Source organism: Brevundimonas sp. Br13, from assembly GCF_055391505.1.
Genome location: NZ_AP044008.1, coordinates 2,275,523 through 2,287,561, shown reverse-complemented (window position 1 = coordinate 2,287,561; position 12,039 = coordinate 2,275,523). Strand labels below are relative to the sequence as shown.

13 protein-coding genes are annotated in these 12,039 nt (G+C 67.9%); 11 read left to right on the top strand and 2 right to left on the bottom strand.

Annotation, left to right across the window (positions count from 1 at the left end; translation table 11 throughout):
• Positions 1–55 precede the first annotated feature (55 nt).
• Positions 56–703 carry a glycine zipper 2TM domain-containing protein gene (locus ACZ5M6_RS11215; protein WP_183215448.1) on the bottom strand — a complete coding sequence of 216 codons (648 nt, stop codon included), beginning with the start codon at positions 701–703 and terminating at the stop codon, positions 56–58.
• A gap of 204 nt (positions 704–907) precedes the next feature.
• Here ACZ5M6_RS11215 and ACZ5M6_RS11210 point away from each other — a divergent pair, with 204 nt between their 5' ends.
• Together ACZ5M6_RS11210 and ACZ5M6_RS11205 are read left to right on the top strand one after the other, a co-directional pair.
• Positions 908–2,152 (top strand): class I SAM-dependent RNA methyltransferase, encoded by a 1,245-nt coding sequence (locus tag ACZ5M6_RS11210; RefSeq protein ID WP_464158653.1) that lies wholly within the window; start codon positions 908–910, stop codon positions 2,150–2,152.
• A gap of 5 nt (positions 2,153–2,157) precedes the next feature.
• A complete protein-coding gene (locus tag ACZ5M6_RS11205; RefSeq protein WP_464158652.1) occupies positions 2,158–2,565 on the top strand; it encodes a hypothetical protein in 408 nt (135 codons plus the stop codon).
• 204 nt (positions 2,566–2,769) lie between these two features.
• Here the strand turns inward: ACZ5M6_RS11205 and ACZ5M6_RS11200 are convergent, their stop codons facing one another.
• A complete protein-coding gene (locus ACZ5M6_RS11200) occupies positions 2,770–3,834 on the bottom strand; it encodes a PA0069 family radical SAM protein (protein ID WP_464158650.1) in 1,065 nt (354 codons plus the stop codon).
• Positions 3,835–3,966: 132 nt separating this feature from the next.
• Between ACZ5M6_RS11200 and ACZ5M6_RS11195 the strand changes: the two genes are divergently transcribed.
• The 9 genes from ACZ5M6_RS11195 (at position 3,967) to gmk (ending at position 11,900) form a co-directional block, all read left to right on the top strand.
• On the top strand, positions 3,967–5,322 hold the full coding sequence (locus ACZ5M6_RS11195) for a cytochrome b/b6 domain-containing protein (RefSeq protein WP_464158648.1): 1,356 nt from the start codon (positions 3,967–3,969) through the stop codon (positions 5,320–5,322).
• An 84-nt stretch (positions 5,323–5,406) separates the two neighbouring features.
• Positions 5,407–6,354 (top strand): ACP S-malonyltransferase, encoded by a 948-nt coding sequence (gene fabD, locus ACZ5M6_RS11190; RefSeq protein ID WP_464158646.1) that lies wholly within the window; start codon positions 5,407–5,409, stop codon positions 6,352–6,354.
• 2 nt (positions 6,355–6,356) lie between these two features.
• The gene (locus tag ACZ5M6_RS11185) at positions 6,357–6,650 is read left to right on the top strand and encodes a hypothetical protein (RefSeq protein ID WP_464158644.1); all 294 of its coding nucleotides are present in this window, start codon (positions 6,357–6,359) and stop codon (positions 6,648–6,650) included.
• A 26-nt stretch (positions 6,651–6,676) separates the two neighbouring features.
• Positions 6,677–7,417 carry a 3-oxoacyl-[acyl-carrier-protein] reductase gene (fabG, locus tag ACZ5M6_RS11180; protein WP_464158642.1) on the top strand — a complete coding sequence of 247 codons (741 nt, stop codon included), beginning with the start codon at positions 6,677–6,679 and terminating at the stop codon, positions 7,415–7,417.
• A gap of 172 nt (positions 7,418–7,589) precedes the next feature.
• On the top strand, positions 7,590–7,829 hold the full coding sequence (locus ACZ5M6_RS11175) for an acyl carrier protein (protein ID WP_008264317.1): 240 nt from the start codon (positions 7,590–7,592) through the stop codon (positions 7,827–7,829).
• 149 nt (positions 7,830–7,978) lie between these two features.
• On the top strand, positions 7,979–9,250 hold the full coding sequence (fabF, locus tag ACZ5M6_RS11170) for a beta-ketoacyl-ACP synthase II (RefSeq protein ID WP_464158639.1): 1,272 nt from the start codon (positions 7,979–7,981) through the stop codon (positions 9,248–9,250).
• 31 nt (positions 9,251–9,281) lie between these two features.
• Positions 9,282–10,391: an endolytic transglycosylase MltG gene (gene mltG, locus ACZ5M6_RS11165; RefSeq protein ID WP_464158638.1), complete on the top strand. Its 1,110-nt coding sequence runs from the start codon at positions 9,282–9,284 to the stop codon at positions 10,389–10,391.
• Complete coding sequence (locus tag ACZ5M6_RS11160; RefSeq protein ID WP_464158636.1) at positions 10,388–11,269, top strand: YicC/YloC family endoribonuclease; 882 nt, start codon at positions 10,388–10,390, stop codon at positions 11,267–11,269. Before mltG ends, ACZ5M6_RS11160 begins: the two co-directional genes overlap by 4 nt.
• Positions 11,259–11,900, top strand: coding sequence for a guanylate kinase (gene gmk, locus ACZ5M6_RS11155; RefSeq protein ID WP_152950293.1), 642 nt, complete (start codon positions 11,259–11,261; stop codon positions 11,898–11,900). Before ACZ5M6_RS11160 ends, gmk begins: the two co-directional genes overlap by 11 nt.
• The last annotated feature ends 139 nt before the right edge of the window (positions 11,901–12,039 follow it).

Sequence of the window (12,039 nt, the reverse complement as noted above, 5' to 3'; positions counted from 1 at the left end):
GGACTGATCCTCCGGCGGCTCCCGTCACGTCGTCGATTTGACAGGGGGGCTGAAATTAATCGACGACGCGATAGCGGCCGTACTGGTCGGGGCAGGTGCGGACATAGCGGGTGTCCGTGCGACCGTCCGGCAGACGGATGCGGCTTTCCGCCAAGCGGCATCGGTCGGAGTTCTGATAGGAATCGATCGGGCGCGAGCGGTAATCATCGTACCGGTCGTCGGCGTAGTCGTCGCGGCGGTCGTCGTAGCGATAGCCGTTATCGCCCGTATAGCGATCGTCGTAATAGCCGTAACTCGGCTGGCTGTAGCCGCCGCCGTAGTAGCCGTTGGAGGCGTAGCCGGCTTGATAGCTGCGGCAGGCGTCCGAGCTGGAGCGGCCGACTTGCGAACCGATGACGGCGCCCACGACCCCGCCCAGAATACTGCCTTCGGTGCGGCGTCCGCGCGCGGCCAGCTGAGAGCCGATGACGGCGCCCGCGCCGCCGCCGATCACGGCGCCGGCGCCGGTGCGTCCTTCTCGCTCGCGGGCGCAGGGATCGTAGGTCTGCCGACCATAGCGGCCGTAGTCATAGGCGGGGGCGTAGGCGCCGGTTCCGTAGTTGCGGCTGTAGCTGTAGGCTTGAGCCGAGGCGGAGACCGGGGCGGCCAAGGCACCGATCGTAAGGGCCGCAACTGCGGCGAGTGACGTGTTGGAAAGGCGCATCTTCAACCCCTTATGGTCGGACGTTCAGTGACGGGCGCTGAACGGCTGGACCGGCTGTCTGTTGCATGCAGGTTTAGGACCGCGAAGCTGAACGGCTTTTGAGTGGGCTGTTCATCTTCGTTCATGTTTCGTGGGCCTATCGCGCTCAACGCTGCTTGAGGCGGTGGCTTGGCGCGGAGGAGCGTCGGGGCTAGAAGCCCGGCGATGCAGACCTTTACCATCAGCCGCGTCGGCGGGCAGGGCGACGGCGTCGCCGAGACGCCGCAGGGGCCGGTCTTCGCGGGCCTGACCCTGCCTGGGGAGACGGTGCGGGGGGAAGTCGTCGACGGGCGGCTGGAGCAGGTCGAGATCGTGACCCCCAGCCCAGACCGGATCGCGCCGGTGTCGCCCCAGTACGGCGACTGCGGCGGTTGCTCGCTGCAACACTGGGCGGCCAGGCCCTATCTGGAGTGGAAGCGCGAACAGGTGCGGCTGGCCCTGGCGCGCGAGAAGATCGAGACCGAGCTTGAGGCGACGGTGGCGAGTCCCACCGGAACGCGCCGTCGGGTGGCTCTGCACGCGCGCCGAACCCAGGACGGCCGGGTGGTGCTGGGCTTCAAGGCGCGGCGGTCGTGGCGGCTGGTCGAGGTGCGGGAATGCCCGGTGGCCGATTCCCGGATCATCCGCGCCATCCCGGCCCTGACCGAGGTGGCGGCGGCCTTTCTGGAGCATCCCAAGTCGGCGCCGACCCTGCACGTGACCTCGACCCTGTCTGGGCTCGACGTGGATGTGACGGGGGTCGAGCGGCGCTCGGGCGGGGGGCTGTCGGCCGACGCCCAGATGCGGGCCATAGAGGCGGCGCGGCGGGCCGATCTGGCGCGGCTGAGCCTCGCGGGCGACGCCTTGATGATGGCGCGTCAACCCTTGATCGGCTTCGGCCCCGCCACCGTGCCCCTGCCGGCGGGGGGCTTTCTGCAGGCCGTGCCCCAGGCCGAGGCGGCCATGGTTGAGCGGGCCGTGGCGGCGGTGAAGGGCGCCAAAAAGATCGCCGATCTGTTCTGCGGGGCCGGGACCTTCACTTTCCCGCTGGCGACGGTGGCGCCGGTGATCGCGGCCGATGCGTCTAAGGCGGGGATCGCGGCCCTGAAGGCGGGCGTGGGCTCGGCCAAGGGGATGAAGCCGATCACGGCCGAGGCGCGCGATCTGTTCCGGCGGCCCCTGACCCCCTATGACCTGAAGGGGTGCGACGCCATCGTGTTCGACCCGCCGCGCGCGGGGGCCATCGACCAGACGGCCCAGATCGCCGGGACCAAGGCCGCTGTCGTGGTCGGGGTGTCGTGCAATCCCCAGACCTTTGCGCGGGACGCGCGAGTGCTGATCGACGCCGGATTCCGGCTGGAGCGGGTCACGCCGGTGGACCAGTTCCTGTGGTCGGCCCATGTCGAACTCGTCAGTATTTTCAAGCGGTAGGCCCTATGGATGACGAGCTGGAAGATGGCTTTCTGGGCGAAGACGGGGGCGGGTTCGACGCCGACGACTGGGGGCGGTTGAAGCCCTTCGTCGGGGCGGTGGCGACCCTGGAGGACGTCCAGGCGCGCCGAGCCGTCTTCGCCCTGGGCGAGACCGACGACCCGCGCCCCATCGCCATGGACCTGCCCCAGCCGGTGATCTGGTGGGAGGAGGACGGCGAACAGGCGGCCGTCGCCGTCCAGGCCGAGAGCCATCTGGGGCCGGACGGCGAGGCGATGGAGATCCTGGGCCTCATCCTGCCGGACGGGGAGGGGGCGGTGGCCCTGATGGAGGATGTCGATCTGGTCGACGACACGGACCCGACCTGGCGCGATCTGGTGACACGGGCCGTCGATCCGTCAGCGGCGGACTAGGCCTGATCGTTCAAGAAAAAATGAGTGCACTTTAGTGCACATTTTGGCGGGAGCTTCCCGACGCGCTGAATTGTCAAAGACCTGTTCACGACCTTACCACGCCAGTGGAAAGCGCCGGGTTCAGGGTGGTTTGACGCTCTCAACAGGCTGAAAAGGCGGGCGTCTTCCGTCAAGATTACGAGCGTCGGCCAAGCGTCGCATGATTCAGCCGAACAGCTCCAACTGCGGCCGGGCGTCGGCGGGGATGCGGAACTGGGTTTCGTCGAGCGGTCGCAGCGGCGCATCCAGGCCGTAGCGTTTGACGGCGGCTTTGAAGCGGGCGCCGATCAGTTCGGCGACGGGGCCGGTTCCCTTCATGCGCTGGGACCAGTCGGCGTCGTAGTCCTTGCCCCCGCGCGTCTGGCGGATCAGGGACATGACGCGGGCGGCGCGGTCGGGGCGGGCGTCGGCCAGCCATTCGCGAAACAGATCCTTGATCTCGAGCGGCAGGCGCAGGGTGACGTACATGGCCCGCGTCGCCCCCGCCTTGGCCGCCGCCTCGAGCACCGATTCCAGTTCGTGGTCGTTCAGACCGGGAATGACCGGGGCGAAGCCGACCCCGACGGGGCAGCCGGCGTCGGCGAGACGGCTGATGGCCTCCAGCCGTTTGGCCGGGGTGGAGGCGCGGGGCTCCATGGCGCGGGCCAGGCCCCGGTCCAGGGTGGTGATGGAGACGAAGGCCGACGCCAGGCCGGCCTGGCCCATCGGCCCCAGAATATCAGCGTCGCGCGCGATCAGCACCGACTTGGTGATGATGCTGAAGGGGTGGTTGAACCGCCGCATGACCTCGAGGATCGAACGGGTCGATTTCAGCTCGCGTTCGACCGGCTGATAGGGGTCGGTGTTGCCGCCTATGTGGATGCGCTTGCACCGGTATCGGGGGGCGAGGAAGGCCTGTTCCAGCAGACGTGCGCCCTCGGGCTTGAAGAAGATCCGGCTCTCGAAATCCAGGCCCGGGGATAGGCCCATCCAGGCATGGGACGGACGGGCGTAGCAGTAGATACAGCCATGTTCGCAACCTTTGTACGGGTTGATGGAGCGGTCGAAGCCGATGTCGGGACTGTCGTTCCGGGCGATGATGGTGCGGGCGTGTTCGGGCGTGAGGGTGGTGCGCAGCGGCGCGGCCTCGGCGTCGTCGTTCGTCCAGCCGTCGTCGAACGACTCATGCTGCTCGGGCTCGTAACGGCCTGTCGCATTCGAACGCGCGCCTCTTCCCTTGGCGGTTTGCATGACTGGAACAGTGGATCATAAAAGAGAACATAGCAAGAACATTCGTCGATCTTGGGGACGAAGCAACGGTTAGGGATAATAACAGCTACAGTAGCTGTTGCGATATGGAGCGCGCTTGGTTATCTCCCGCCCATGAACGCGCCCAATCGCTATTCCGCCGTCGCCATCGCCCTGCACTGGGCGATCGCCGTCTGCATCCTGTCGATGATTCCCATGGGATGGTGGATGACCGCCGCTGTCGAACACCGAGACAGCCAGGCCATGGCCTATCGGGTGTTCCAGATTCACAAGTCGATCGGCTTTCTGATTCTGGCCCTGACCGTGGTGCGGATCGTGTGGCGGCTGACGCATCGGCCGCTGGCCCTGCCGGGCGAAATGAAGCGATGGGAGCGTTTTGCGGCCAATGCGACCCATGTGGCCTTCTACGCCCTGATGCTGGCTCTGCCGCTGACGGGGTGGCTGTATGTGTCCGCCGGATGGGCTGTGGCGCTGGACCGGGCGCTGGAGGTGGCGACCAGCTGGTTCGGCCTGTTCCCGATCCCGCATCTGCCGGGCGTGGCCGAGCTGTCGGCGGGCGTCAGGCGGACCCTGGCCTTCCAGGCCATGGGGGCGCACGCGGCGATGGCCTGGGGGGCGGTCGCCCTGATCGTGCTGCACGTCGGGGCGGCGTTGAAGCACCAGTTTCTGGACCGCGACGGGGTGCTGGCGCACATGGCGCCCTTCCTCAAGCCGGCGGAGCGTCATGCGTCGGCGGCGGCGCCAAAGACCGCGCCGGCTTCGCCCTGGATCGAGCGGGGCGCGGGCGTGGCCCTGATCGCGGTCGTGGCCATGGCCGGAGCGGTGGCGGCGCGGCCCGATCCCAAGTCCGGCCTGGAGACGCGCCGCACGGCGCCGGTTTCGACGAGCGCCGCTTCGGCGCCCGGAACCGCGCCTGAAGCTGCGGCGGAGCCAGTCGCTGAAGCGGCGCCCGCTGAGACGGCCGTCAAGGCCGGCGTCTGGACGATCAATCGCGCGGTCTCCAGCATCGCCTTCGGCGGAACCCAGTCGGGCGCCGCCTTTAAGGGCCGGTTCGAACAGTGGGAGGGGCGAATCCGGTTCGATCCGCAAGACCTGGCCGGGTCCAAGGCGGTGATTACGGTTCAGACCAATTCGGCCCGCACCGGCGATGCGACCCAGGAGGGGTCTTTGCAGGGCGCGGAATGGTTCGATCCTGGCCAGTATCCGACCGCCCGGTTCGAGACGACGGGGTTCCGCGCCCTGGGCGGGGATCGGTATGAGGCGAGGGGCACGCTGAGAATCAAGGACGCGTGGCTGAGCGTCGTCCTGCCGTTCACCTTCCGCGAGGCCGACGGCGTCGCCACGGTGGCCGGTCGGCTGCAACTGGACCGGACGGCGTTGAATCTGGGCCTGGTGTCGGATCCGACCGGCGATTGGGTTTCGAAGATGATCGAGGTCCAGGTCAGGGTCTCTGCGCGTCGGGCGGACTGAGGCCCCGAACCTGGGGCCGCTTGCCCTGAGGGAAGTCTGGCCTTAGGGGTCCGCGCTCTTGATCAATGATTCAGGGAGCGGTCGATGACCCTCGCACTTCTGTTTCCGGGACAGGGCAGCCAGGCCGTCGGCATGGGCGCGCAACTGGCCGACGCCTTCGCCTCCGCCCGAGACGTTTTCGCCGAGGTGGACGAGGCCCTGGGCCAGAAGCTGTCGGTGCTGATGCGCGAAGGCCCCGAGGACCAGCTGACCCTGACCGAGAACGCCCAGCCGGCCCTGATGGCCGTGTCGGTCGCAGTGATCCGGGCGCTGAAGGTCGAGTTCGATTTCGACGTGGCCAAGGCGGCCTATGTGGCCGGTCACTCGCTGGGCGAATATTCGGCCCTGGCGGCGGCGGGCGCGATCTCGCTGTCGGATACGGCGCGGCTGCTGAAGCTTCGCGGCCAAGCCATGCAACGCGCGGTTCCGGTGGGGCAGGGGGCGATGGCCTCGCTGATCGGCCCCAAGACCGATCTGGCCCTGGCCGAGGCCGCAGCGGCGGCGGGCGCCGAACTGGGCGTCTGCGTGGTCGCCAACGACAACAACGCCGGCAACATCGTCATCTCGGGCGAGAAGGCGGCGGTGGACCGGGCTATCGAAAAGGCCAAGGAACTGGGCGCGCGGGCGATCCCGCTGAACGTCTCGGCGCCCTTCCACTGCCCGCTGATGCAGCCGGCGGCGGACGAGATGGCGGCGGCGTTGGCTTCGGCGACCATTCTGGCGCCGGTCGCGCCCGTGGTGGCCAATGTGCTGGCGCGGCCGGAGAGCGACCCTGAGGTGATCCGCCGGTTGCTGGTGGAGCAGGTGACCGGCCGGGTGCGCTGGCGCGAGAGCATGGAATGGATGGCGGGAGAGGGCGGCGTGACGCGCTTTGTCGAGATCGGCTCGGGCAAGGTGCTGACCGGCATGGCCAAGCGGATCGCACCGGAGGCCGAGTGTCTGCCGCTGAATACGCCCGAAGAGCTGGAAGCCTTCGCCGCCTCGTTGGCTTGAGAATGGCCAACCTGCGCAGGCAGCTAGTGTTCGTCGCCGCGTCGGGCCTTCTGGCTGTGCTGGGAACTCTGCATCTCATCGACGAAAGCTACACCGGCGGTGCGAGAGATGGAGACCCCTGGGGCATTGTATTGGTAGGTCTGGCGGCCTTGGTTTTTGTATTCAGCGGGCTTGCACTCCTCGTGCGTTTTGTGACTGAAGGCCGGAAGGGTTGGGGAGTGCTGATCAGCGGCTACGCCTGTCTGCTTGCCGTGTGGGTTTTGGTTTGGGGCATTCTGCCGGTCATTCAGGGCTGACCAGAAGCCGAAGAGGAAGAAGAACTATGTTCAATCTTGCAGGCAAGACCGCGCTGGTGACCGGTGCGACGGGCGGGATCGGTGGCGCGGTGGCGCGGGCGCTGCACGCCCAGGGCGCGACCGTGGTGCTGTCGGGCACGCGCGAGGCGGTGCTGGCGGATCTGGCCAAGGAACTGGGCGAGCGCGCCCATTTCGCGACGGCGAACCTGTCGGATCCCGAGTCGGTCGATAATCTGGTCGCGGCGGCCGAGGCGGCGGCTGGCGCGCCGCTGGACATCCTGGTGGCCAATGCGGGCATCACCAAGGACGGCCTTCTGATGCGGATGAAGGACGAGGACTTCCAGTCGGTCATTCAGATCAATCTGGAGAGCTATTTCCGCCTGACCCGTGCCGCGGTGAAGGGGATGATGAAGCGCCGTTCGGGCCGGATCATCGGCGTGACCTCGGTCGTGGGCGTCACCGGCAATCCGGGCCAGACCAACTATTCGGCCTCCAAGGCCGGGATGATCGGCTTTTCAAAGTCGCTGGCTCAGGAGGTCGGGTCGCGCGGGATCACCGTCAATTGCATCGCGCCGGGCTTCATCGCCTCGCCCATGACCGACGTGCTGAACGACCAGCAGCGCGAGACCATTCTGGGCCGGATTCCGGCTGGCCGGCTGGGCACGGGCGACGAGATCGCGGCCGCCGCCGTCTATCTGTCGTCGGACGAGGCGGCCTATGTGACGGGCCAGACGCTGCATGTGAACGGCGGCATGGCGATGATCTGATCACGATCACGACACGCTACACCCTATTTCCTGCCCGAAAGCCTGTGCTAAAGGGCAGGAACGCATCGGCGGTTCAGGCTTTCGGGCTTGCATCGCCTTCGCTGCCGTGAGACGGCGATTTCTGAAGCTACCCCCGCCTCTACGGCGATTTTAAACAGGCAGAGAGACACTCATGTCCGACACCCTCGAGCGCGTTCGCAAGATCGTCATCGACCACCTGGACGCCGATCCGGACAAGGTCACGGAAAAGGCCAGCTTCATCGACGACCTGGGCGCCGACTCGCTCGACAACGTCGAGCTGGTGATGGCCTTCGAAGAAGAATTCGACATCGAGATCCCGGATGACGCCGCCGAGCACATCCAGACGGTCGGCGATGCGGTCAAGTTCATCGACGAAAAGTCGGCGGGCTGATCCAGCCCCGACTGGCGGCCGACAGGCTGACAGATCACAGGGCCGCCCGGCGCTCCTAGCGGAGACGCCCGGCGGCCTTTACTGTTTCTGACCCACGCGAATCCGCAGTGATTCCCCGGGACAGGATTGGAGTTGAAGGAGCACGCACCATGCGCCGCGTCGTCGTTACGGGCATCGGTCTGCTGACCCCCCTGGGCTGGGGCGTCGACAAGAGCTGGAAGGGCATCGTCGAGGGACGGTCGGGCATCGGTCCGATCACCGCCTTCGACACCGAGGGCTATGGCTGCACCATCGCCGGCGAGGTGCCGAGCGTCGACGGGCGCGGCGGCGGGGGCGAGGGCGACTTCGACCCCGACAAGATCATGTCCGCCAAGGACCGGAAGCGGGTCGACGACTTCATCCTGTACGCCATAGCGGCGGCGGACGAGGCCCTGCATGACGCCAACTGGAAGCCCGAGACGGACGAGGACAAGGAACGAACCGGCGTCATGGTCGGCTCCGGCATCGGCGGCCTGGGTCCCATCGCCGAGACGGCCCTGGTGCTGAAGGAACAGGGGCCGCGCCGCGTCAGCCCCTTCTTCATCCCCAGCGCCCTGATCAATTTGGCCGGCGGGCAGATTTCGATCCGCCACGGGCTGAAGGGGCCGAACCATGCGGCGGTGACCGCCTGCGCCACCGGCGCCCACGCCATCGGCGATGCGGCGCGCATGATCGCCCTGGACGACGCCGACGTCATGGTGGCGGGCGGGGCCGAAAGCTCGATCGTGCCGATCGGCATCGCCGGCTTTTTGGCCTGCAAGGCGCTTTGCACCGCCTATAACGACACGCCGGAGAAGGCCTCGCGACCCTATGACCGGGGCCACGCCGGCTTCGTCATGGGCGAGGGCGCAGGCATCCTGGTGCTGGAGGAGTACGAACACGCCAAGGCGCGCGGGGCCACGATCTACGCCGAGATCGTCGGCTACGGCATGAGCGGCGACGCCTATCACATCACCGCCCCGTCCGAGGACGGCGAGGGCGGGGCGCGCGCCATGAAGGCGGCGCTGAAGCGGGCGGGCCTGCAACCGTCCGACCTGGACTACGTCAACGCCCACGGCACCTCGACCATGGCTGACTGGATCGAGCTGAAGGCCATCGAAGGCCTGGTCGGAGACCATGCGAAGAACCTGGCCGTCAGTTCGACAAAGTCGATGACGGGCCACCTGCTGGGCGCTGCAGGCGCCATCGAAGCGGCCTTCTGCGTCCTGGCCATCCGGGATCAGGTCGCGCCGCCGACGATCAATCTGGACGATCCGGAGATGGAGACGCCGATCGACCTGGTGCCGAATAAGGCCAAGCCGATGAAGATCGACGTCGCCATGTCCAACAGTTTCGGCTTCGGGGGCACCAACGCCTCGGTGATCTTCAAGAAGGTCGACTGACATGTCCGGACGGGGGCGGGGTCACAGGAGGATGGAGAAACGGTCGGGGCTGACGGTCAGCCTGCTGACCGCCTCGGCGACCTTCAGCCTGTTCCTGATCGCCGCCCTCGCCATCGTCTGGGGCGTCTATTATGGGCCGGGCCCGGGCGCACGGCAGGGGGACCGGACGGTCGTGACCCTGGCCAGCGGCTCCGGCGTCTCGGCCATCGCCGCCCAGCTGAAGGCGGCGGGGGTGATCCGTTCGACCGACCTGTTCAAGGCGGCGGCCACCTTCACCGGGGCGGATCGCAAGCTGCGGGCCGGCGAATATGAGGTGCCGTCGGGGACCTCGCTGGCCGGCGTGCTGAACCTGCTGGTCGAGGGGCGGGTGGTGCGCCATTTCGTGACCTTGCCGGAAGGCTGGTCCTCGGCCCAGGCGCTGGACATCCTGGCCAAGGAGCCGGTGCTGACCGGAACCGTCGAGGTGACGCCTGAGGAAGGCAGTCTGTGGCCCGACACCTATGAGGTGTCACGCGGCGACACCCGCCAGTCGGTCATCGACCGGATGCAGCGCGCCGCCAAGGAGAACCTGCGGCTGCTGTGGGCCCGGCGCGGACCGGGAACCGTGGTGCGCAACCCCGAAGAGGCGGTGATCCTGGCCTCCATCGTCGAGAAGGAGACCGGGCTGGCGGCCGAGCGGCCGCGCGTGGCGGCGGTCTTCTCCAATCGACTGCGTCAGGGGATGCGGCTGGAGAGCGATCCGACCATCGTCTACGGCCTGACCCAGGGGCGGCCGCTGGGTCGCGGCATCCGCCGATCCGAGCTGCAGCGCCAGACGCCCTGGAACACCTATCAGATCGACGGCCTGCCGCCGACGCCCATCGCCAATCCGGGCAAGGAGGCGCTGGAGGCCGTGCTGAACCCGCCGGCGGATCCGGCCCTGTTCTTCGTCGCCGACGGATCGGGCGGCCACGTCTTCGCCGTCACCTATGAAGAGCATCTGCGCAATGTGGCGCGCTGGCGTCAGATTGAGCGACAGAAGGCCGGCCTGCCGCCCGAAGATCCGGCGCCGGTCGCGGCGGAGGCCGAATCGGCAGCGCCCGGCGCCCCCGATCAGGCGACGATCACCCTGCCCCCGAGGGCCGGCCAGGAGCTGAGATGAGCATATCCGGCATGACGGGCTTCGGCCGCGCCGAAGGCGCCGGCTGCGGCTGGACCTGGTCGGTCGAGGCGCGGTCGGTGAACGGGCGCAATCTCGAAGTCCGGTTCCGCGGGCCGAACGGTTTCGACGCCCTGGAGCGCGCCGTCAGGGCGGCCGCCCAGGCTCGCTTCGCGCGCGGTCAGATCACCGTCGGCGTCCAGGCCAGACGGGTGGAGGGGGCGGAGCCGGCGGTCACCATCAACGCCCCGCTGCTGGCGCGCTATCTGACCCTGGCGAACGAGCTGGCGGAGGAAGGAGCGACGCCCCCGTCTGCGGACGGCCTGTTGGCCCTGCGCGGCGTCATAGAGGCCCCTGAGGAGACGGACGATCCAGAGGCGCGCGCCGCGCTGGAGACCGCCATCGGCCGGACGGTCGAAGAGGCGATGGACGCCCTGAGGGGCGCGCGTCATGCGGAGGGCGCCCAGCTGGCGCCCGTGCTGGGCGGGTTCAACGACCGAATTGAGGCCCTGGTAGCCTCGGCCGAGGGCGAAGCCCAGGCGCAGGTCGAGGCGATCCGCGACCGGTTCAGCCGCCGTATGGCCGAACTGGCGCCGGCTGCGCCGGGCCTGGACGAGCGAATCTTTCTGGAAGCTGCGTCGCTGGCGGCCAAGGCCGACGTGCGCGAGGAGCTGGACCGGCTGTCGGCCCATGTCGCCGCGGCGCGCCACCTGATGACCGCGCCGCCGGCTGGACGGAAACTGGACTTCCTGCTGCAGGAATTCATGCGCGAGGCCAACACCCTCTGCTCGAAATCGGCTACGACGGCGCTCACTGGAATCGGCCTTGAGCTGAAGGCCGTCATCGAACAGTTGCGTGAACAGGTTCAGAATGTCGAATGAACGCTCGCCCCGCCGGGGCGTCCTCCTCATCGTCGCCAGCCCGTCGGGCGCCGGCAAGACGTCGCTGTGCCGTCGGTTGATGGCGGACCACGGGGGGCTGGAACTGTCGGTGTCGATGACGACGCGGGGCATCCGTCCCGGCGAGGTCGACGGTCGCGACTATAATTTCGTGGATCGCGAGCGGTTCCAGAAGCTGATCGACGCCGACGCCTTCCTGGAATGGGCCGATGTCCACGGCAATCTGTACGGCAGCCCGCGCGGGCCGGTCGATCGGGCCCTGGCTGAGGGACGTGACGTCCTGTTCGACATCGACTGGCAGGGCGCGCGTGACGTAGCCGAGAAATGCCCGGAGGACGCGGTGCGGGTCTTCATCCTGCCGCCCAGCCTGGAAGAGCTGCGCCGACGACTGGTCACCCGGTCGCAGGACTCGGACGATGTCATTGAGCGCCGCGTCGCCAACGCCAAGGGTGAGATCGAACACTGCGACGCCTTCGACTATGTGATCGTCAACGAGGATTTTGACCGGTCCTACGCCGAGCTGGCGCACATCTATCACGCCGAGCGATCGCGCCGGTTCCGCAATCTGTGGGTGGGGGATTACAAGGCCGCCCTGCTACGCGAGCCTGTCTGACGAACAACGACACCGCGGCTGGCGGGAGGGGGGGAGAGGCCGCCGCAGTGTCGTCTTCGGCTGTGAAGCGGCGACGACATCGCGCCGGCGGGGGCGTCCTACGCGATGTCGTCCTATGCGCTACGCAACTGCACTCCTT

What these genes read in the sequence shown, in the direction of transcription:
- ACZ5M6_RS11200 (WP_464158650.1), bottom strand. Translation starts at nt 3,834, where the DNA reads ATGCAAACCGCCAAGGGAAGAGGCGCGCGTTCGAATGCGACAGGCCGT.
- ACZ5M6_RS11205 (WP_464158652.1), top strand. Translation starts at nt 2,158, where the DNA reads ATGGATGACGAGCTGGAAGATGGCTTTCTGGGCGAAGACGGGGGCGGG.
- gmk (WP_152950293.1), top strand. Translation starts at nt 11,259, where the DNA reads ATGTCGAATGAACGCTCGCCCCGCCGGGGCGTCCTCCTCATCGTCGCC.
- ACZ5M6_RS11210 (WP_464158653.1), top strand. Translation starts at nt 908, where the DNA reads ATGCAGACCTTTACCATCAGCCGCGTCGGCGGGCAGGGCGACGGCGTC.
- ACZ5M6_RS11215 (WP_183215448.1), bottom strand. Translation starts at nt 703, where the DNA reads ATGCGCCTTTCCAACACGTCACTCGCCGCAGTTGCGGCCCTTACGATC.
- ACZ5M6_RS11195 (WP_464158648.1), top strand. Translation starts at nt 3,967, where the DNA reads ATGAACGCGCCCAATCGCTATTCCGCCGTCGCCATCGCCCTGCACTGG.
- fabG (WP_464158642.1), top strand. Translation starts at nt 6,677, where the DNA reads ATGTTCAATCTTGCAGGCAAGACCGCGCTGGTGACCGGTGCGACGGGC.
- fabF (WP_464158639.1), top strand. Translation starts at nt 7,979, where the DNA reads ATGCGCCGCGTCGTCGTTACGGGCATCGGTCTGCTGACCCCCCTGGGC.
- mltG (WP_464158638.1), top strand. Translation starts at nt 9,282, where the DNA reads ATGGAGAAACGGTCGGGGCTGACGGTCAGCCTGCTGACCGCCTCGGCG.
- ACZ5M6_RS11160 (WP_464158636.1), top strand. Translation starts at nt 10,388, where the DNA reads ATGAGCATATCCGGCATGACGGGCTTCGGCCGCGCCGAAGGCGCCGGC.
- ACZ5M6_RS11185 (WP_464158644.1), top strand. Translation starts at nt 6,357, where the DNA reads ATGGCCAACCTGCGCAGGCAGCTAGTGTTCGTCGCCGCGTCGGGCCTT.
- ACZ5M6_RS11175 (WP_008264317.1), top strand. Translation starts at nt 7,590, where the DNA reads ATGTCCGACACCCTCGAGCGCGTTCGCAAGATCGTCATCGACCACCTG.
- fabD (WP_464158646.1), top strand. Translation starts at nt 5,407, where the DNA reads ATGACCCTCGCACTTCTGTTTCCGGGACAGGGCAGCCAGGCCGTCGGC.